This is a genomic window from Paenibacillus sp. CFBP 13594 (assembly GCF_014842675.1).
Lineage (GTDB): Bacteria > Bacillota > Bacilli > Paenibacillales > Paenibacillaceae > Paenibacillus > Paenibacillus amylolyticus_B.
Genome location: NZ_JACYVQ010000001.1, coordinates 1,345,993 through 1,365,398, shown reverse-complemented (window position 1 = coordinate 1,365,398; position 19,406 = coordinate 1,345,993). Strand labels below are relative to the sequence as shown.

Here is a 19,406-nt window from a genome sequence, read left to right as displayed (position 1 = left end):
AAGGCGGTACGCATGAATCTGTATCATATCCAGTCGACCGTGCATGGAATCAACAGAGTAACATCCTTTTTGAAAGACAATTATATTGGAATCGCTTGGTCAGGTACAGGGGATCTGGAGGAAACGCCCCCGGAGCTATGGAAGGAACAGTTGGTTCAACACTATAGCTTGGATGAAGCAGAATTGGCGACCACACTCGCGACACTACATATGTTTGCTAACCTCATGCAGGATGGAGATTATGTATTAATTAGCGATGATGAATGGACGTATGTTGGAGATATCGGGGATTATTATTACGACGATTCCGCTGGCTCAGAAAACGACTTGATCTGTCATCGTCGCGGAGTGACATGGTTGTGTCGTATTCCTCGTGCTGAGCTGAATGACAAAGTGCAAGCACTGCAAAATGATTCAGCCATCCTTGCGAAGTTTGAGTATCCCATATCACAAGCACAGCTGGATCGAGGTCTTGCAGTCAGTATAACAGCCGAAGCAACGAACTCTCTCTCAACAGGGGTAGATGAAGCGACGATTCAGACAGCTCTCCAGGTGCTGAGAGAAGCGTTACACAGTGAAGAAGAAGAGGTGCGAATTCGTGCGGCTACAGCCATTTTGCAGTATGCCAAACCATAGGAAGACTATGTTAAGACTAAGAATGGTTACTGGGTTTAGATAGTAACCATTTGCGGATCAGCAATTTCAATATTTATAAACCTTGAGAAAGTTCTGAGATCTGTTCCTTTACATTCCTATGAGTTAGTCCACCGTGATAACAAACCACAGATGAAATGTCGAGTTCCATATACTTCTTTAAGGAGCAACGAGCCGTTTCGATATCCAGTGTAGTAGGTTCATGAATGCCTCCAAGCATGCCTTCTACACTGTACATTGAGTCTCCGGCGATGAGCGTCTTGCTGCCTATCAAATATAGACTGATATGACCTGGCGTATGACCAGGTGTATGAATAACGCGAATTCCACCGCAAAACGGCAGTTCCTGACCATCAGTCACCGTTTCATCTACTTTGCCCATTGGAGGATGCTCAAGGTGACTGTCTTTGAGAAGAGGGAGCTGTCCCTCAATATATGGCTTATCCAGCTCATGCGCATATATCTTGACTTGTGGGCCACACTCTTTCAAAATCTCGGGAAGACAGCCTATATGGTCCACATCCTGATGCGTCAAAATCACTGCTTTAAGTTGGTTGATCGGCACACCAATCTTTTCGAGTGCGATACACAAATCGTCATATTGTCCAGGGAAGCCGGTATCAATTAACACAACCATTTCTTCATCCCATATCAGAACAGGGTGAATTATATTCCTCTCAAAATCAAGCTGAAGCATCGTTATTCCCTTTGAAATTTCCATAATATCAGACCTCCGAGAGTTGAAATTCATATACATCATTGCTTGTTATATTTCTTATGTAAACGAATAAAGACGGCAATAAGATACGTTCGGATATTTATAGGGTGCACTTATAGAAATATTCAATGAATGGGGGAATTGACGCTTGCAGTTGGGAATGATAATTTAGATATATCATTTAAACCAATAAGTCCAATAAGATAAAGGGGGTATGTGGGATGACACATATCGTGCATGCAGCAGCTGAAGATATTCGGAGCGAGGATTCGCTGTTATTGATCAAGGAACTGAGTGAAGAACTCGGTTTGTTATATGGCGGTGATGGAACTGCGGGATTTCAACTCTCAGACGTTGAGGTGCCACGTGCAGCCTTTATCGTTGCCAGGATCGACGGGTATCCGGTTGGTTGCGGAGCACTTAGACCCCTTGATGAAACATCTGTAGAAGTTAAACGCATGTATACACGCAGTGGTTACCGCCGTAAAGGGATTGCCCAGGCTATATTGGCCGAGGCAGAGCGTCTTGCGAACGAACTTGGTTATACCAATCTGAAACTGCAAACAGGTCCCTTGCAACCAGAAGCTGCAGCGCTGTATGAGCGTGTAGGGTATTATCGAATTCCTGTTTTCAGTGGCAATTGGGACAGAGTGTTGGCCTACCAGAAAGATCTGGTACACGAAAAAGTATAATTCTACGAAACACAAGATAAAAGTAAAAAAGTCGCCGATTGGCGACTTTTTGCATTTAACATACTCCATTTACTCCAATTATCTCATCTGAAAATATAGACAAAAGCGTTCAATCCGTTGCGTTATTATTGATCAATGAAGGTTCTTGATGTTGGACACCCCATTCGCATAGTCCTTCCAAAACGGGCAATAACGTTTCAGCTTTGGCTGTCAGACGGTACTCGACTTTAGGAGGGACTTGGGGATATTCTTTCCGTTCGACCATACCATCTGCTTCTAATTCTTTGAGTTGTGAACTCAGTGTTTTATACGTGATGGCGCCGATCTGTCTTTTAAGTTCATTGAAGCGGACAGGCTGGTTCTCAGCCAGTAGATACATAATCACCATTTTCCATTTGCCACCAATGACAGACAACGTATATCCAAAAGGGGTATCTTGAATGTTTTTAACTTTACCGTGGTATTCAGTCATACTCATCATTTACACTATCCTTCCGGGTAGTACCTATCATAAAAGACCGTACTATTTATTTGTTTGGGCTCAGTTTATACTAACCTTACTTTGAAGTAAAGGAGATTTATGATGCCTCAACAAACAATACGTTGTCATGTTTGGCGGTGACTGTTTGGTTGAACAAGCCCCGTTTGCTTATTTAAATGAACGATATGGCGGAGAACTTGGTTTGATATGGATTGATGCCCATGGTGATTTGGTTAGATACGAGGGCTATGACAAAGGTCATACTTTACCGCGCTTGAGAACCTTCTTGGGGAAGGCGATCCGGAGTTTGCCAAACATGTGAGTGTCCCCTTGAAGCCCGAACATGTCTTCATGGCCGGGTTGACAACCCCCACGGAACAGGAAACCGAAGTAATTCAAAGATTGGGTATCCGAACGGCTGGAACTGCAGAATTAACCGATGGCATGGATTCGATTAAGAAGTGGATTACAGAAAACGGCATCAAACACCTGGCAATTCACCTTGATCTGGATGTGCTTGATCCCAATATGTTCCGTTCATTGTTATTCGCCAAACCAGGGGAACCTTATGTGTTTTCACCAGCGGGAACCATGCAAATACCTCACTTGCTTCATCTGATCAAAGAACTGACTGAAGAAACAGATGTAGTTGGATTAGGAATAACTGAGCATATGCCGTGGGATGCCATTAACTTGAAGAATTTGCTTGGAGAAATACCTATCCTGAACCAGTGATATAGGTTATAAGTCGCTAGAATATATCAGAATACTGATATAAGGAGTCAAAATATAGGAAGATTACAGATAGAAATATCAATATTATTATATGGGTGGTTCGACGAGAATCAGAAATTAAACAAACTGAGGAGAGACACCCAGATGGTCACGTTATTGTTAATCATTATTTATCTCGCATTTATAGGGCTGGGATTACCGGATGCTTTACTTGGCAGTGCCTGGTCCGTTATGAAAAACGATATACATGCGACAACAGAAATGGCTGGTTACATATCGCTAATCATTTCATTTAGTACAGTAGTGTCCAGTCTGTCCGCCAGCCGATTGTTACACCGATTCGGAACGGGTAAAGTCACATTATTCAGTATCCTCTCAACAACGATTGCGCTGTTGGGATTCTCATTCTCTGAGAATTTTGTGTTTTTACTGATTCTGGCGATCCCTCTCGGCTTAGGTGCAGGTTCAGTGGATGCGGCACTAAGTAATTATGTAGCATTACATTTCAAGGCCAAGCATATGAACTGGTTGCATTGTTTCTGGGGAATTGGGGCAGTGACAGGCCCACTCGTTATGGCATATTGGCTGAATCAAGCAAACAACTGGCGTGCAGGATACGTTACTGTGGGGTTGATTTTGCTTGGGATCGCGGTGATTTTATTATCAACTTTGTCTCTATGGAAGATTTTTGAGAAGGGCAGAGTAGAGGGTTCAGGTGATGAGAAGAAACGCGTAAGTAACCGTGAGGCCATACGTATCCCCGGCGTGAAAATGTCGATGCTTGCGATGCTCTGTTACAACGGTTCCGAAACTGCTGCCGGTCTGTGGATGGCTTCTTTCTTCATTGTTAGCAAAGGAGTTTCTCCAGGTACTGCCGCAGTACTATCCTCCCTTTTTTTCATTGGCATTATCTTGGGACGCGTAATTTCAGGTTTTCTTTCGACTCATGTATCCAGCAAAAATCTCATCAGATATGGTGGAATCGTTGGATGCTTCGGATTAGTTATCCTGGTTATGCCGATTCCTTACTGGATTGCTGCAGGGGCTTTATTTATCGTGGGATTGGGCGGAGCACCGATCTATCCGAGCATTGTTCATGCGACACCGGAACGCTTCGGTGAGAAGGCATCCCCAAGTGTAATTGGACTTGAAATGGCCAGTGCCTATACGGGTTCAACACTCATCCCGTTAGGTATGGGACTCATAGCCAGCCAATGGGGAATGTCAATGGTACCCCTGATCCTGCTGATTCTGTTCAGTGTCATGTTCGCGGCTACAGAGCTGGTTAACAGAAGCAACAAGGCTATGCGCCTGACCGTATAGCTCTTGCTATAGGTCATTAAGGCTCTGCCACTATACAACAAAGGAACAACCATCGCTGGTTGTTCCTTTTGGTGTGTTTAATTTTTTATAAGAAAATCAGCAACAATGTACCTGCGGCAAAACAGTAATACGAAAAGTATTTCAGGTTGCCTTTGGCCATAATGCCCATAAACCATCTCATGGAGAAATAGGTGACGAAGAGCGTCGTGATGAATGCGATCAGATAAGGGATAGCCAGCTGTGATCGATTCGGATCATTGGCAATGTCGGATACCCCCATGATGAGTCCACCAATACTTATGGGAATGTACAGCATAAAGGAGAACTTCAAAGCTGTTTCCTGTTTCATGCCGACAGCGATGGACGCAATTACAGTTGCCCCTGAGCGGCTAATCCCCGGAATAAGAGCGACCGCCTGAGCCAGACCTACCAACAATGCATCTTTTGTAGACAGATCACCGTCTTGCTTGCGACCACGAAGATTACGAATCAACCATAAGGCAACTCCAGTGATCAATAGCGCGATGGAAACGGTATATACGGATGAGAAAATTTCTTCAATCCGGTCCTTGAACAGGACTGCAACGACAGCAGCAGGGATCGTACCAATAATTATGTATAAGCAAAACATGAAGTCTGCTCGATATTCTTCTTTACGAGTACGCAGGTAACCGAGTGCACCAATAATCAACTTTTTGATATCTTGCCGGAAAATAAAAATAATAGCGATAAGTGATGCCGTGTTAGTTAAAATCTCAAATGACAATCCATTCTGCTTGATGCCCATGAGCCTCTGGGCGATGATCAGATGACCGCTTGAGGAGACGGGAATCGGCTCCGTTGCACCTTGAACAATACCTAAAAACAAATACTTTAACCACAATATGATCTCTTCCATGTTTTCCTCCTTGAATACATTTCATTGGCTTTTCAAAACTCTCTTTTTAATAAAAGTGACTTGTCTACTCTATTGATGATAGCTGTTTAAGTTGGTGACTTGCAAGTTAGAGTTCATAGAGAGAGGGAAATAAACATAGCTTGTCAAATCCTGCATAGCATGATATCGTTGATAACGATTATCAATATCAATGAAAAGGTGGGTTTATTTTGCGTAAACAGATAAAATCTATATGGATCATGATGGCGCTTATCTTGCTGATTGTACTTAGTGCATGTGGTCAGTCTGCCACGACCAATAGTACAACCGGGGACAGCACGAATGCAGCTGCGGAGACAGAAACCAAGACGAACTCGGATTTAGCTTCTTCCGCTGAATCAACGGCAAGTGCCGAAGAGGAACTTGTTACATATCAATCGGATGCAGGTGAAGTACAGGTACCGAAGAATCCTAAGCGCATTATTGATTTGACATCATTTTCGACAGGCTACTTTGTTGCCCTGGATGCACCGGTGGTCGGCGCTTTATCAGGAGCGATGAATAACAAATATATCAAGGACCAACTTGCAGCTGCGGGCACCAGTGATCTGGGTGAAGAGCCTACACCAGAGAAGCTAATCAGTTTAAAACCTGACTTATTTATCGTGTACACTGGAACAGAGGGTATCGACAAGCTGGAGCAGATTGCGCCTGTTGTACAGATTGCTTATGGTAAGCGCAATTTCAAGGATCTAATGATTGAAATGGGTAAGCTCACCAATAGAGAAGACGCTGCTAAAACTTGGATTGCTAAATGGGAAGCGAAGATCAACGAACTGAAGCCCAAGGTTCAGGAAGCTGTAGGAGATCGTACCGTTTCCATACTGAATCCATATGCCAAAGGATTATTTGTATTTGGTCATAACTATGGTCGAGGCGGTGAAATTATTTACGGGGAGTTTGACCTCAAGGCACCAGCCAAGGCCCAAGCTGAAGCGATTGACAGCGGAACTGGATGGGCTTCAATCTCCATGGAACTATTACCGGAGTATGCAGGTGATATCATCTTTACCAGCCCGTGGTCGGGAGATAAAACCGATCCCAAGATCGTATATGACAATACATTATGGAAGAACTTGCCTGCGGTAAAGGCAAATCATGTGTTCCAGCTTGATCCGACTTCAGACTCGTACAACGATCCGTTAACGTTGGAAGGTCAGCTGCAATTTATTTCCGATAGCCTGCTTACCGCGAAGTAAGATTACTGCATAAATGGTAATACTGGAGCATTTCCAAACGTCGTTACAGGACGGGGAAATGCTCTTCTTATGAGATTAGAATGTTATATACGTCGATCTTGGATGGATTTTGACCAATGTAATTAAGCTTGATACAATAGGATAACAGCTGATGAACATTAAATATCAAGTGGGGTGATCCAGATTGCAGCAAAAGAGTGAACGTTTGAATGTTTGGTTGGCTTTCTCTAACATTCATACCCATCTGAACGAGAAGCTGGAACAAGCTCTGCTTCAACAATATGACTTATCTTTGAAGGAATTTTATGTGTTAAACTTCATATATAATGCGGAGGGTAAGGAATTACGCCTACAGCAACTTCAAGATCTGGTGGGGTTGAGCCAAAGTGCTACTTCCAGGCTCGTCGTCAGGATGGAAGCCAAAGACTGTGGGGCTCTGGAAAGACATGCATGTGAAGATGACCGTCGTGGCATTTATACTCGTATTACGGAGCTTGGAGAGAATAAATACAAGAAAGCACTCCAAACGTTTAATCAGGTCTTGCAAACTGAATTGGAACAGGATGGATTTGAGACTCGATTAGAGAACCTCACTAAAGAATTGTTCTAAGACTAGGGTAAATATAGGGTAATGTAGTCATTTACCCTATAAGAAGACTTGACACTCATTAATATATCCGCTAAATTAAATGCATGCGCATGAATTTAATGTGGATGCGGTGATTCATGTATAAAGGAGGCACTGAGTAGACTTTGATCCAAAACAAAATTTTCGACGATATCTGATGAATTAAGAGAGGGCTATACAATGATTATGTTGATGCTTTTGACCTTCATATTAGGTATCTTCATCGTTGTACGTCAATTTTGGCCACTGCGCAATCTTGAATATATAGATTATGAAGTATTTCTCAGACATGAGCGTGATTTTCGGCAGTATAAAGTGATTGATATTCGAGATGCGACGGATTATATGGCTGATCCTACTCCGGATACGATTAACATCTCACTGGGACGCCTTGCTTTCACATGGGAAAAATACCTTCTTCGAGAAGATAACGTAATTATAATGTCACCTGGTATGCTTCAATCCAAAAAGGCTGTCCGTATTTTGCGAAAGCATGGATTTGAATGTCTTTATGTGATGAAGTAAAAGATATATGTGAGTTCTAAATTATACGGAGTTATTAATTGTAGGTGTTATTTTAATGCTTGCGCATGCATTTTTATTATTCGTGATTCAGGAAAAGGGGAGTTTTATTTTGATGACAGATTTGTTTAGTCCATATTCTTTTAAAAGCCTAGAGCTTAAAAACCGTGTCGTAATGGCTCCAATGTGCCAATATTCAGTTGAGCAAAAAGATGGTATAGCAACCGATTGGCATTACATGCACTACGTTAGTCGTGCCGTGGGAGGAACAGGTCTCATTATCATTGAAATGACAGATGTGGAGCCGGATGGACGGATCTCAGATTATGATCTTGGGTTATGGTCAGATGAACAGATTCCAGCTCTGAAGCGAATCGTAGATGCGTGTCACAGTTATGGTGCCAAGGTTGGCATTCAGATTGCGCATGCGGGCCGCAAAGCAGAAGATGCTGAAGTTCCAGTAGCTCCTTCCGCGATCGCCTTTGATGAGAATTCCAAGCAACCAAGAGCGCTCACAACGGATGAAGTAAAAGGAATGGTTGAGAAATTCCGTAGTGCAGTAGCGCGTGCTGTGAAAGCTGGTTTTGATGCGATTGAGCTTCATGGTGCACATGGATATCTGATTCATCAGTTCCATTCTCCACTTACAAACAAGCGAGAAGACGAATATGGTCAAGATTTAACTTTATTCGGCCGGGAGATCATTCAGGCTGCAAAGGCAGAGATGCCGAAAGATATGCCTTTGATGATGCGTATTTCAGCTAAAGAATATGTAGAAGGTGGCTATGGCATTAACGAAAGTTCCGAGTTTGCCAAGGCTTATAAAGAGGCAGGTGTTGACGTATTTGATATCTCATCTGGTGGCGAGGGACCTATTGCTGCATGGGGCAGACCAGGGACTCACGCGGCGTATCAAGTACCTCTGGCTAAAGCAATCAAAGAAGCTCTTGATGTACCCGTGATTGCTGTTGGAAGACTCGATGATCCTACGTTGGCGAATGCAGTCATCGGCAATGAAGAAGCTGATCTCGTTGCGGTTGGAAGAGGTCTGTTAAGAAATCCTTACTGGGCCTTGGAAGCTGCGTCTGCTTTGCGCAAGACAACGGACGTTCCAAAACAATATACGACTGGTTTTTAATGTATTAATAATTTAACGATTTAATGATCTTCATTAATCCTTGCATAGGGAAGGACTCCGACTGACAAAACAGAAGGAGTCCTTTCTGAGGTTAAACTAGGCGAGGTAAAGGAACGATACTAGCCAGTAACAGTCAAGAGATGGTAGTCGTCTCATCGGTTTTACCTCGCAGGCGTTTAATGTCTTCTCTGGGTGGGAATCCAAACATGCGAGAATATTCACGACTGAATTGGGAAGGGCTCTCGTAACCTACCTGAAATGCTACATCTGCTGCATCGGTGGACTTGGATAATAACAAGCGGCGGGCTTCTTGCAGCCTAAGTTGTTTTTGAAACTGAATCGGACTCATGGCAGTCACTTCTTTAAAGTGTCTGTGCAGCGAGGCAGTACTCATATTTGCCAAATCCGCCAATTCCTCAACCCGAAAGTTTTGCTCAGAATGATTCATAATATATTCAATAACGTCTCTGATTCGATAGGTGTGGCTGCCCTCCATGGTAGCTTGTTCCAGGGCAATCCCATGTGGGCCCTTCAGAACTTTATAGAGAATTTCCTTTTTGAACAAAGGAGAGAGTAGTGGGATATCTTCCGAATGATCTTCCAACAAACGGGCTAACCTGACGACCGCATCCAGCAGAGACGGCTCAGCTTGGCTGACAAACATCGCACGTCTCGTTGTTTTTCGCGGTCTTGCTGGGAAATCGGAATGGTTCAATACCTCCAGAATCTCACTGGATGTGAATTCAAGTTTCAGGGCCAGATAGGGAGCCTCAGACGAGGCTTGAATCACTTGTCCACTAACCGGCAAGTCAACGGTTGCCACGATATAACTTCCTGGACCATACCGGAAACGATCTTGTCCCAGTAGGACTTCTTTCTCACCCTGAACGATAATGCAGAAGGATGGTTCATTCACTCTAAATATAGGTTCAGTGACAACGGATTCGCGGATTAAAAATAATGAGGGAATGGCAGTAGAATGCACCCCGTCCTTGTCAGAATAACGGTCAATGAGTGTGGCTAATTCGTTTTGTTGTTGTTCGTGTATTTGAATAGACATGCAAAGTTCTCCTTTTTTCCTCACAACATAATAATCACATTCTATCGTATATTGACCGAAGGCGGTAGAAAACGGATAGGAATAGGCAAACATTTGATGTGAATGGATAAGACATGCTGAGTGCTGGTTGCATATTCACAATTACACAGGTCATGATATACAACAAGTACAGAAGATATACACTTATGGTTCAGCTAATACATGATCAGATGAGAATGAAAAGGGTATCTGCATCTTTTATTTACTGATCGTTCCCGATGTGTTAGATTGATTTTGGGAGGGAAGTTGAATGGCTAGAAGTAAAGAGTTTGAAGTGAACGAAGTATTGGATAAAGCAATGAAGATCTTCTGGGAACAAGGTTACGAGAAAACGTCGATGAGTGACCTGGTTGAGCATATGGGAATTCATCGCAGGAGTATATATGATACATTTGACGACAAACATTCGCTGTTCTTGCAGGCAATCGATCGTTACAGAGGTAAGGTCAGCGCCACATTACTTGCAGAAATCAGGGCATCCAAGACGGCAGTGGAAGCACTGCATAAAATTTTCGATGTTATGATCAGTGAAGCAGAGGAGACACCATCGGGTTGTTTGATCGTGAACTCGGCTGTGGAGCTAGGCGCGCGTGATGAAGAAGTGGACAACCGGTCCCTTGAATCATTTAACGACACAGAGCTGATGTTCGAGCAGATTATTCAATGGGGACAACGGGACGGAGAATTCGCCTCAGACCATGATGCGAAGGAAATGGCAGAGTACCTGCACAATATTTCTGTCGGCATCAGAGCCATGGCAAGAACCTCGACGGATAAGGAAAAATTAAATCGCATTATTAATGTATCAATGAAACTTTTGGAGAAAAGATGAGTAGAGACGTACCCAAAAAAGTAGTTTGAAATCCGTTAGAGGACTTCAAGCTACTTTTTTTGTGCGCTAATTTTAGAAAATAGAAAGCATGAACCATCAATTGGTGATGGCATGTTCCATCGGTTTAATTTTATGAATCTCTTCGGTTCCAGCCTCCAAAGCTGTTTCGTAATAGGAGCGTTTGTGCTCGATGACTTCCATGGTTCTTCTTAGTTCCTCCATTTGTGCTTCCACAATAGCTTTTCGCTCCGTAAACATGTCATATCTTTGCTTCAGCGAGGAGTCCCCTTTAGAGCACCATTCAATAAAGTCCTTAATGTCTTTAATAGGCATGCCGGTCAGCTTCAGACATTGGATGATCTTTAGAAAGTCAATGTCGGAGTCTTTGAACAAACGTGTTCCACTCGTGGTACGTTCCACAAAAGGCATGAGTCCTTCCTTGTCGTAGTAACGCAATGTATATACTGTAAGGTCTAATTTTTTGGCAACTTCACCGATTGAATAGGTCATTTAGAATGAATTCCTTTCTACTAGGGGTAGACTTCGAGTTAACTCTAGGATTGATCCGAGTGAATTCTAACATGTTGGATTACTGGATGTCAAAGTACGTTGGAGATAAAAAATAAGATAAACATTTGACCTAGAGTTAACTAGAGGGGGTAAGATTATTTTGAACTTTAAATTACTAGGAGGTTATCCCATTGATTATAGCTAAAGCCAGAGCCGTTGACGGACCCGACCAACAATTCAGAAGTGCTGAAATTAAACGACGTGATCTGGATACCAATGATGTATTAATCGAGATTAAATATGCTGGTATCTGCCATTCTGACATCCATACAGCCCACGGTGAATGGGGTCCAGTGAATTATCCACTCGTTCCTGGGCACGAAATTGCCGGGATTGTAACTGATGTAGGAAGCGGAGTTTCCAAATATAAGGTTGGTGACCGAGTAGGAGTCGGATGTATGGTCGACTCTTGTGGTGAATGTGTTAACTGCCGCAAAGGTGAAGAGCAATACTGTCTCAAAGGAAATATTCAAACTTACGCTGGAGTAGACAAATACGGTGAGCCTACGCAAGGTGGGTATTCAACTCATATTGTTGTCGTAGAGGATTTCGTCGTTCGCATCCCTGATAACATTGCACTTGATGCAGCTGCACCTTTGCTGTGTGCCGGTATTACGACATATTCACCACTTCATCATTGGGGAGCTGGCCCGGGTAAGAAAGTTGCCGTTGTAGGTATGGGTGGTCTTGGTCATATGGCTGTCAAAATTGCACATGCGATGGGTGCCGAAGTAACCGTTCTTTCCCAATCCTTGAGCAAAAAAGAAGATGGACTGCAATTTGGCGCAGATCACTACTTTGCCACAAGTGAACCGGAAACATTCGAGAAACTTGCAGGTACCTTTGATCTGATGATTAACACGGTAAGTGCGAATATTGACATTAACGCTTATTTCTCACTGCTCACGCTGGATGGTACACTCGTGAACGTGGGTGCTCCTCCAGAGCCTTTAGCTGTTAACGTATTTTCTCTTATCGGTCATCGCCGTTCATTCGCAGGTTCTATGATTGGTGGTATTCGTGAGACGCAGGAGATGCTTGATTTTTGTGCAGAACATGATATTGCGCCTAACATTGAGGTCATTTCCGCCGATCAGATTGACGAAGCATACAAACGTGTATTGGCTTCCGACGTGAAATATCGCTTTGTTATTGATATCGGCACCATGTAAGTGTGAACTGTGCAATAGTGATAGTTAAAGATAGAAGAAAGCAGCTGCCGCCAAGGTCAGCTGCTTTTTGCTTTTCAGTTTGTTAATTGCTGATCGTTCTACAACCAGCACTCTTATCGCAACGAACAGAAGATACCTGCGTCCAATAACTAGTTGGAAAAATATGAAAGGAGTGGGATGAGAAATATGACAGTATCATTTTCACATCAGCCTGAAGGGTACGAATGTCCATTTTGTCGTATTTGGGGTATTGAGCGACCTGATCAGGGAACAAAACAAAGGGATATCATCTATCAGAATGAAAAGGTAACGGCATTTATAGCAGGCAAATGGTGGCCAAACAATAAAGGACATGTTCTTATTGTTCCGAATCAACATTTCGAGAACATCTTTGAACTCCCTGCGGATTACGCTGTTGAAATTCACCACGCGGCTCAGCTTACAGCATTTGCAATGAAAAGTACATATGGATGTGATGGGATTTCGACACGGCAACATAATGAACCTGCTGGCAATCAAGACGTGTGGCATTATCATCTGCATGTTTACCCTAGATACGTGAATGATCAACTTTATCTGTCAAATGGTTCTCAATCCGATCCTGATGAACGTGCTTTCTATGCTGATCAGTTGCGTTCTTGGATAAAGGAAAACATTTAAAGTCTAGCAGGCTGCTCATTTTTTGTTGAGTTATCGGGCAGATAAGGGGTTTTGAATTTGATATTCATGATAGAATGAGTTTGAATGGGGCAAATTAAATAGTATATTTTATGATATGGGGGAAACCAATGGAGACCTTTGCAGAATTTATAGCACGCATCGATAACCCGGAACACCAGGCACGAACGGAAGAAGTCTTGAACTGGATTACTGAAAAATTCCCGAATTTAAAGCAAAAAATAGCCTGGAACCAACCGATGTTTACTGACCATGATACCTTTATCATTGGCTTTAGTGTATCCAAGCAACACTTGGCTGTTGCTCCCGAAAAGGCAGGAATTAATCGTTTTTCGGAAGAGATCACACAGGCGGGTTATGATCACACCAAAGAGTTGGTGCGGATGAAGTGGAAACAGGAGATTGATTTTTCGTTACTTGAGAGAATGATTGAGTTCAATATAAAGGATAAGGCAGAATGTTCAACATTTTGGCGCAAATAAATCGCGATATAAAAAGAAGACCCCAACTTCCGGATGTGGAAAGAGGAGGTCTTCTATATTTTAAGCAAAAACGATTATTGAGCACCTACAACAGGGTGAGGTATATAGGGCTCTTCAAGGAATGAGACGTCTTCTGAGGTCAACTTAACAGAAAGAGCACCTACCGCATCTTCCAGATGCGATATTTTGGTGGCACCGATAATTGGTGCTACTACAGTGTCTTTTTGCAGCAACCACGCAAGTGCAATGTGAGTGCGAGGGACACCGTATTTTTCTGCAATGGATGCAACTCGTTCAACAACAAGCCGATCCGCATCGCTAGTCGCATTGTACTTGGATTTCTGAACTTTGTCTGTCTCGGATCGAAGTGTTGATACGGACCAGTCACGGGTTAACCTGCCTGAAGCTAGGGGACTGTAGGGAGTTACACCAATCTTCTCTTCCTTGCATAAAGGCAACATTTCTCGTTCCTCTTCACGGTAGATGAGATTCAAGTGGTTTTGCATGGAGACAAACTTGGTCCAACCATTTTTCTCTGCTACATGTAATGCTTTTTGGAACTGCCAAGCGAACATGGCTGAAGCCCCAATATATCTAACTTTACCGGACTTCACCACATCATGTAAGGCTTCCATGGTTTCTTCAATAGGCGTATTGTAGTCCCAACGATGAATGATATAGAGATCCACATAATCGGTTTCCAATCGTTTCAGGCTTTTATCAATCTCACTCAGGATGGCTTTTCTGGAAAGCCCTGAACCGTTGGGTCCTTGATGCATTTGTCCGTGTACTTTGGTTGCAATGACAACCTCATCCCGATTTGCATAATCTTTTAACGCCCGACCAAGGTATTCCTCACTTGTACCCAGAGAGTATACATTAGCTGTATCGAAGAAATTAATACCTAAATCCAGCGCTTTTTTGATAACGGGGCGAGAGTTTTCTTCATTCAGTACCCATTCATGAACCCATTTACTGGCGTCCCCAAATCCCATACATCCCAGGCAAAATCGAGATACGTCCACGCCTGTGTTACCAAGTTTTGTATATTCCATATCATGTTCAAATCCTTTCTAGTGTTTATTATTGTCACCTGTACGGTGATCTATATACACATTATTATGTCATATCAAATGAACCAATCTGTACCACATTTCTATCAAAGTTTTGCCTAATCCTATCAGAATCTCTGAATCTGAATCCAGTTGAGCCATTAAAGTTCTCATATAAAAAGAACAAGCCATGCGTTTCTCCGTTGGAGATTCAAATGGCTTGTTCATAAAATATTATTTAATCATTGTTTGGTGAATCCAATCGCTTATTTTGGTTAATTTAAGATTGGCTTTGATGTTATCATCCAACTCTTGATACCGTGGAAGAAGATCTGTATGCCCATCAATCCATTGGTACAATCCTTTAAGACCTGCAGCTGTCTCACTTCCCAACAAAGGCTGAATCGCTGCTTCAAAATGATCAAAAGGTAGAGACATGAAGCTGACCTTTTCACCTAATACAGCACTGAATTGTTCCGCTAATTGTGCACCTGTCAGGGCTTCTAATCCGGGTGCTGGGATAATGCTTCCTGCCAATTCCGCATGAGTCAAGGCATAATAGTGGAATTGAGCTGCATCGTTTAAGCTAATCCAGGAGATCGGCTTGTCTGCTGGTACCGGGTAGGCCAAAACGCCATTGTTCAGTATTCCGGGAATCAGGAAGTTTTCCAAGTATACAATGGGTTCCACAATGATATATGGAAGACCACTTTGCTGCAATTCATGGATAACTTCACGTTTCAATTCAATTCCTTTGGAATGGGTGATAGGGTCAGGAACATAGGTACCCGTGTTAACTACAATCAATTTAACGTTTGCCTGTATAGCAGCATCAATTGCATTTTTGGTATATTGTCTGATCTTATCCGGATTAAACTCCACCGGCAGGTTTAGGAATACTTTACCTACACCTTCATGCGCCGTATGGAGTTGTTCTACATCTGATAGATCCCCGATGAAAGCTTCAATGTTTTGTTCCTTTAATGTTTTGGCTGTTTCCTCATTTCGAGTAATCGTGCGAACCTCAAAACCGTGTTGAACGAGTAATTGAGCGACAGCGCCGCCTTGGGATCCCGATGCTCCATATACTAAAAATCGATCATTCTGTGTCATGGTGGTCAATAACTTCCTTTCAATATGTCATTGGAATGGATGAGTTAACACTCAGCATTGACTTCAGCATAACGGATTTAGAATAGGAGCGTAAGTACGCACATTAATGATATAAAGTATCCCTTGAGATACTATGGGAAGGCGTTTTACATATGTTTTGATCCCCAATCACCTAGCTGAAACAAGATCGAAGTCAGGCTTTGTCCTTTTTCTGTAAGGGAATATTCGACTTTAGGTGGAACTACAGGGTGGGTAACACGGTTTATCAAACCAGCTTCTTCAAGTTCTCGTAATTGCCTGGTTAACGTGCGATGCGTAATGGGGTCAAGCATTTTTTGCAATTCATTGAATCGAATTGTTGAATGGCGGATGAGCCGATTTATAATTAATAGCTTCCATTTCCCACCAATCATATTGACTGCAAACTCAACAGGACAACGGTCCTCCACAGGTTCTATATTCATGTTTATGTATCCCTCCTAAAACATCAACTCATGTTTCATGTTTCGTTCATTTTATCGAATTTATAAAGGGGTGTATAGCTTACCACATTCAGGGTATGAACCATGCCCGAGACATAAAAAAAGATGCCCTCAGTGTAGCTCAAGGGACATCTTATTTAATATAAATTATTGTTCAACTCAGACAGAACAGAAAAAAAGCATTGAACGTGAAAAAAAGCCATGATATAATCTATAGCGCAATTGACATTTCTATTGAGTGTAAAGGATGAATCATTATTTCTCCTAATTTAATTTTACATCCGACATTCCGATTTGTCAATGCTCTTTTTTTGGTCCTAATAAATGGAAAAGGGAGTGGACTCATTCATGGATAAAACAGTGGAATGGAAGTTGGAAGAGGAACGACTAGTGCGGGTGAGGAACAAACTTCAGGCACGACTCGACGAGTTAGAACCGAAGGTTGCAGGACTGCATGAACAGGCTGCCGAAATTCGTAAACGCTTTTGGGAAGAAGTGACGATTAATACGGGTTCGTACACGGATTTTGAAGATGCATTTTATACCATTAATCAGCAGTCCAGAGTGTTGGCCGAGAGGGAGCGCGGGCACAAGCTGTTAACACAACAATGGAAAAATACAAAGAGACTGCTTCCAACGCCGTATTTTGGCCGTTTCGACTATAAGGAAAAAGGCATGACATTGACGGAACAGATCTACATCGGCGTATCATCCTTCATGGATGAAGATGGATTGAACTTTCTAATCTATGACTGGCGTACGCCAATTGCGAGTCTGTACTATGATCACTCTCCCGGACCAGCAAGTTATGACACACCTTCAGGACGAATCGACGGAAAGATGGAGCTCAAGCGTCAATTCCAGATTCAACATGGGCAGCTTCATAGCATGTTTGATTCAACTGAGACGATTGGTGACGAATTGTTGCAGCAAGTGCTCGCCAAGGGTGCAGACTCACAAATGAAGAGCATTGTAGCAACAATCCAGAAGGAACAAAACGCCATTATCCGTGATGACCGAAGCCGAATGCTTATCGTTCAAGGGGCAGCTGGCAGTGGCAAGACGTCAGCTGCGTTACAGCGAGTGGCCTACTTACTATACAAACACCGCCAGACCGTCAAAGCAGATCAGATTGTGCTTTTCTCGCCGAATCCGATGTTTACCAGTTATATTTCCACCGTGCTTCCTGAACTTGGCGAAGAGAACATGCAGCAGACAACTTTCCAGGAATATCTGAATTATTGGTTGGATTCCTCCTTACGACCAGAGGATGCCTTTGATCAGATTGAATATGTGCTGACAGCTCAGAATGATCCGGGATATGAAGCTCGTCTGGAGGCGATTAAGTACAAAGCTTCCGAGACATTCCTGCAAGTGCTCCAAAACTACGGTAAGTGGTTAGGAAGAGAGGGGATGCGGTTTAACGGGATTCAATTTCGGGGACGTGAATTCATCACTGCGGACCGAATTAAGACTCAATTTTACAGTTTGGATCAAAATTTTACCTTGTCCAACCGTATTCTTCTTTTGCAGGAATGGTTGTTGAGAGAACTTGTCTCGCTGGAACGTCTGGAACGGGAAGCAGACTGGGTTCAGGAGGAATTGAATTATCTGGACACGGATGAGTATGTGGAAGCTTTCCGCATGTTGCACAAAGAAAAGCCTGTGTTCGATGTAGCGGAAAAATACGCAGCACGAGATAACGGTAATAACAGCGCAGAGCAAGATGAGGGTGCCTTTAACTTTGGAGTGCGGGAAGAGGAGTTGCTTCGTCAGAAACTGGTGAAAGATATGTTTAAACCTTTAAGAAAGAGTGTGCGGAAATTCCAGTTCGTGGATGTGAAAGGGATATACGAACAACTATTTGTAGATGAAGCCGCTTATCGGGAACAAACGAATGGGGCAATCCCCCCACAGCACTGGCCTGAGATTTGTAAACAGACCAAAGCCATGATCCTTCAGAACAAGCTGTTCCATGAGGATGCTACTCCGTATTTATATGTAAAAGAGATGATCGAAGGCGTCCGGACGAACACAGAGATTCGTTATGTCTTTGTCGATGAAGGCCAGGATTATTCGGCGTTTCAATACGAATATCTGAAGAAACTGTTTCCTCGTGCTCGCATGACGGTGCTGGGGGATTTCGGGCAGGCGATCTTTATGCAGGCTACGGAGTTAGCAGCGTCCAAGTCGCCATTGGTTCACCTATATGGAGAAGCCGATACTACATTGATACGGCTCGTACGCAGTTATCGTTCAACCAAAGAGATTGTTGAATTCACGAGACAGATGTTACCAGGTGGAGAAGAGATCAGACCGTTTGAAAGGGGAGATCAGAAGCCTCTTTTAACAGGATTGAAGGACGAAAAGCAGCGTGGTGCGCAGATTATCGCAGACATCGCCGCGCTTAAGGCAGAGGGATTTGATTCCATCGCTGTGATTACGAAGACCGCGGCTGAAAGTCGTGACGCCTATGAAAGGTTGCAAAGTCAAGGCGGCGAAGGGTTGCAGCTCATATCAAAGGACACACAGATTTTCGAAAAAGGAATCATGGTTATTCCTGTGTACCTAGCCAAAGGCGTTGAGTTCGATGCTGTCCTGGTCTATGATGCTTCACCCGTTGATTACAGCCAGGAATATGATCGCAAGCTTCTGTATACGGCATGTACACGGGCCATGCACCGACTTCATCTATATACAGTGAGTGACTGGTCACCATTTGTGCAGGCGTTACCTGCGAATCTGTATGACATAAAATCATAATCCATATGTAAATCCATTTTCAATGAAGGACCAAAGAAAGATGCTCGGAGCCTTTTTTCAAAGGTTATCGGGCATCCTTTTTTTATGAAGATATGAATCATAAAAGTTATTCTTTACTGATCGTTCCCGTTGTGAT

General features: G+C 43.1%; 20 protein-coding genes and 1 pseudogene. 13 read left to right on the top strand and 8 right to left on the bottom strand.

All coding sequences use genetic code 11. The features are described from left to right. Positions 1–12 precede the first annotated feature (12 nt). Positions 13–636, top strand: a complete 624-nt coding sequence (locus tag IFU39_RS06085) for a hypothetical protein (RefSeq protein ID WP_192131665.1) — start codon at positions 13–15, stop codon at positions 634–636. A gap of 73 nt (positions 637–709) precedes the next feature. On the opposite strand, the gene IFU39_RS06080 is transcribed toward IFU39_RS06085, so the two are convergent. After that, positions 710–1,375, bottom strand: coding sequence for an MBL fold metallo-hydrolase (locus tag IFU39_RS06080; protein ID WP_192131663.1), 666 nt, complete (start codon positions 1,373–1,375; stop codon positions 710–712). Between the two features lie 218 nt (positions 1,376–1,593). Between IFU39_RS06080 and IFU39_RS06075 the strand changes: the two genes are divergently transcribed. After that, positions 1,594–2,064, top strand: coding sequence for a GNAT family N-acetyltransferase (locus IFU39_RS06075; RefSeq protein ID WP_091016394.1), 471 nt, complete (start codon positions 1,594–1,596; stop codon positions 2,062–2,064). A gap of 109 nt (positions 2,065–2,173) precedes the next feature. Here the strand turns inward: IFU39_RS06075 and IFU39_RS06070 are convergent, their stop codons facing one another. Next, positions 2,174–2,542, bottom strand: coding sequence for a winged helix-turn-helix transcriptional regulator (locus tag IFU39_RS06070; RefSeq protein WP_149846922.1), 369 nt, complete (start codon positions 2,540–2,542; stop codon positions 2,174–2,176). Between the two features lie 124 nt (positions 2,543–2,666). Here IFU39_RS06070 and IFU39_RS06065 point away from each other — a divergent pair. Further along, a pseudogene (locus IFU39_RS06065) lies at positions 2,667–3,280 on the top strand (arginase family protein); the annotation flags it as partial. A gap of 144 nt (positions 3,281–3,424) precedes the next feature. Next, complete coding sequence (locus tag IFU39_RS06060; protein ID WP_192131661.1) at positions 3,425–4,603, top strand: MFS transporter; 1,179 nt, start codon at positions 3,425–3,427, stop codon at positions 4,601–4,603. An 85-nt stretch (positions 4,604–4,688) separates the two neighbouring features. Here IFU39_RS06060 and IFU39_RS06055 read toward each other — a convergent pair whose 3' ends face one another. Then, positions 4,689–5,501, bottom strand: a complete 813-nt coding sequence (locus tag IFU39_RS06055) for an undecaprenyl-diphosphate phosphatase (protein ID WP_091016392.1) — start codon at positions 5,499–5,501, stop codon at positions 4,689–4,691. A 209-nt stretch (positions 5,502–5,710) separates the two neighbouring features. Here IFU39_RS06055 and IFU39_RS06050 point away from each other — a divergent pair, with 209 nt between their 5' ends. The 4 genes from IFU39_RS06050 to IFU39_RS06035 all read left to right on the top strand — a co-directional run bounded on the left by IFU39_RS06050 (position 5,711) and on the right by IFU39_RS06035 (position 9,027). Beyond that, complete coding sequence (locus IFU39_RS06050; protein WP_105598672.1) at positions 5,711–6,739, top strand: ABC transporter substrate-binding protein; 1,029 nt, start codon at positions 5,711–5,713, stop codon at positions 6,737–6,739. Between the two features lie 184 nt (positions 6,740–6,923). Beyond that, complete coding sequence (locus IFU39_RS06045; RefSeq protein ID WP_091016387.1) at positions 6,924–7,349, top strand: MarR family winged helix-turn-helix transcriptional regulator; 426 nt, start codon at positions 6,924–6,926, stop codon at positions 7,347–7,349. A gap of 198 nt (positions 7,350–7,547) precedes the next feature. After that, positions 7,548–7,892: a rhodanese-like domain-containing protein gene (locus IFU39_RS06040; protein ID WP_105598673.1), complete on the top strand. Its 345-nt coding sequence runs from the start codon at positions 7,548–7,550 to the stop codon at positions 7,890–7,892. A 112-nt stretch (positions 7,893–8,004) separates the two neighbouring features. Then, positions 8,005–9,027 (top strand): NADH:flavin oxidoreductase/NADH oxidase, encoded by a 1,023-nt coding sequence (locus IFU39_RS06035; protein ID WP_105599137.1) that lies wholly within the window; start codon positions 8,005–8,007, stop codon positions 9,025–9,027. A gap of 133 nt (positions 9,028–9,160) precedes the next feature. Here IFU39_RS06035 and IFU39_RS06030 read toward each other — a convergent pair whose 3' ends face one another. Next, complete coding sequence (locus tag IFU39_RS06030; RefSeq protein ID WP_105598674.1) at positions 9,161–10,087, bottom strand: AraC family transcriptional regulator; 927 nt, start codon at positions 10,085–10,087, stop codon at positions 9,161–9,163. 289 nt (positions 10,088–10,376) lie between these two features. Here IFU39_RS06030 and IFU39_RS06025 point away from each other — a divergent pair, with 289 nt between their 5' ends. Continuing rightward, positions 10,377–10,958, top strand: a complete 582-nt coding sequence (locus IFU39_RS06025; RefSeq protein ID WP_105598675.1) for a TetR/AcrR family transcriptional regulator — start codon at positions 10,377–10,379, stop codon at positions 10,956–10,958. Positions 10,959–11,054: 96 nt separating this feature from the next. Here IFU39_RS06025 and IFU39_RS06020 read toward each other — a convergent pair whose 3' ends face one another. Further along, positions 11,055–11,468, bottom strand: coding sequence for a MerR family transcriptional regulator (locus tag IFU39_RS06020; protein ID WP_105598676.1), 414 nt, complete (start codon positions 11,466–11,468; stop codon positions 11,055–11,057). Between the two features lie 191 nt (positions 11,469–11,659). Here IFU39_RS06020 and IFU39_RS06015 point away from each other — a divergent pair, with 191 nt between their 5' ends. The 3 genes from IFU39_RS06015 (at position 11,660) to IFU39_RS06005 (ending at position 13,860) form a co-directional block, all read left to right on the top strand. Next, entirely contained in the window at positions 11,660–12,700 is a 1,041-nt protein-coding gene (locus IFU39_RS06015) for an NAD(P)-dependent alcohol dehydrogenase (protein WP_105598677.1), read from the top strand. Between the two features lie 153 nt (positions 12,701–12,853). Beyond that, positions 12,854–13,360 (top strand): HIT family protein, encoded by a 507-nt coding sequence (locus IFU39_RS06010; protein WP_244660880.1) that lies wholly within the window; start codon positions 12,854–12,856, stop codon positions 13,358–13,360. 128 nt (positions 13,361–13,488) lie between these two features. Next, complete coding sequence (locus IFU39_RS06005; RefSeq protein WP_105598678.1) at positions 13,489–13,860, top strand: iron chaperone; 372 nt, start codon at positions 13,489–13,491, stop codon at positions 13,858–13,860. A gap of 74 nt (positions 13,861–13,934) precedes the next feature. Here IFU39_RS06005 and IFU39_RS06000 read toward each other — a convergent pair whose 3' ends face one another. The 3 genes from IFU39_RS06000 to IFU39_RS05990 all read right to left on the bottom strand — a co-directional run bounded on the left by IFU39_RS06000 (position 13,935) and on the right by IFU39_RS05990 (position 16,489). Continuing rightward, positions 13,935–14,915 (bottom strand): aldo/keto reductase, encoded by a 981-nt coding sequence (locus tag IFU39_RS06000; protein WP_105598679.1) that lies wholly within the window; start codon positions 14,913–14,915, stop codon positions 13,935–13,937. A 231-nt stretch (positions 14,916–15,146) separates the two neighbouring features. Next, positions 15,147–16,025: an SDR family oxidoreductase gene (locus IFU39_RS05995; protein WP_105598680.1), complete on the bottom strand. Its 879-nt coding sequence runs from the start codon at positions 16,023–16,025 to the stop codon at positions 15,147–15,149. Positions 16,026–16,171: 146 nt separating this feature from the next. Beyond that, complete coding sequence (locus IFU39_RS05990; RefSeq protein ID WP_017688544.1) at positions 16,172–16,489, bottom strand: winged helix-turn-helix transcriptional regulator; 318 nt, start codon at positions 16,487–16,489, stop codon at positions 16,172–16,174. Between the two features lie 366 nt (positions 16,490–16,855). Here IFU39_RS05990 and helD point away from each other — a divergent pair, with 366 nt between their 5' ends. After that, positions 16,856–19,270: an RNA polymerase recycling motor HelD gene (helD, locus tag IFU39_RS05985; RefSeq protein ID WP_105598681.1), complete on the top strand. Its 2,415-nt coding sequence runs from the start codon at positions 16,856–16,858 to the stop codon at positions 19,268–19,270. Positions 19,271–19,406: the final 136 nt, after the last annotated feature.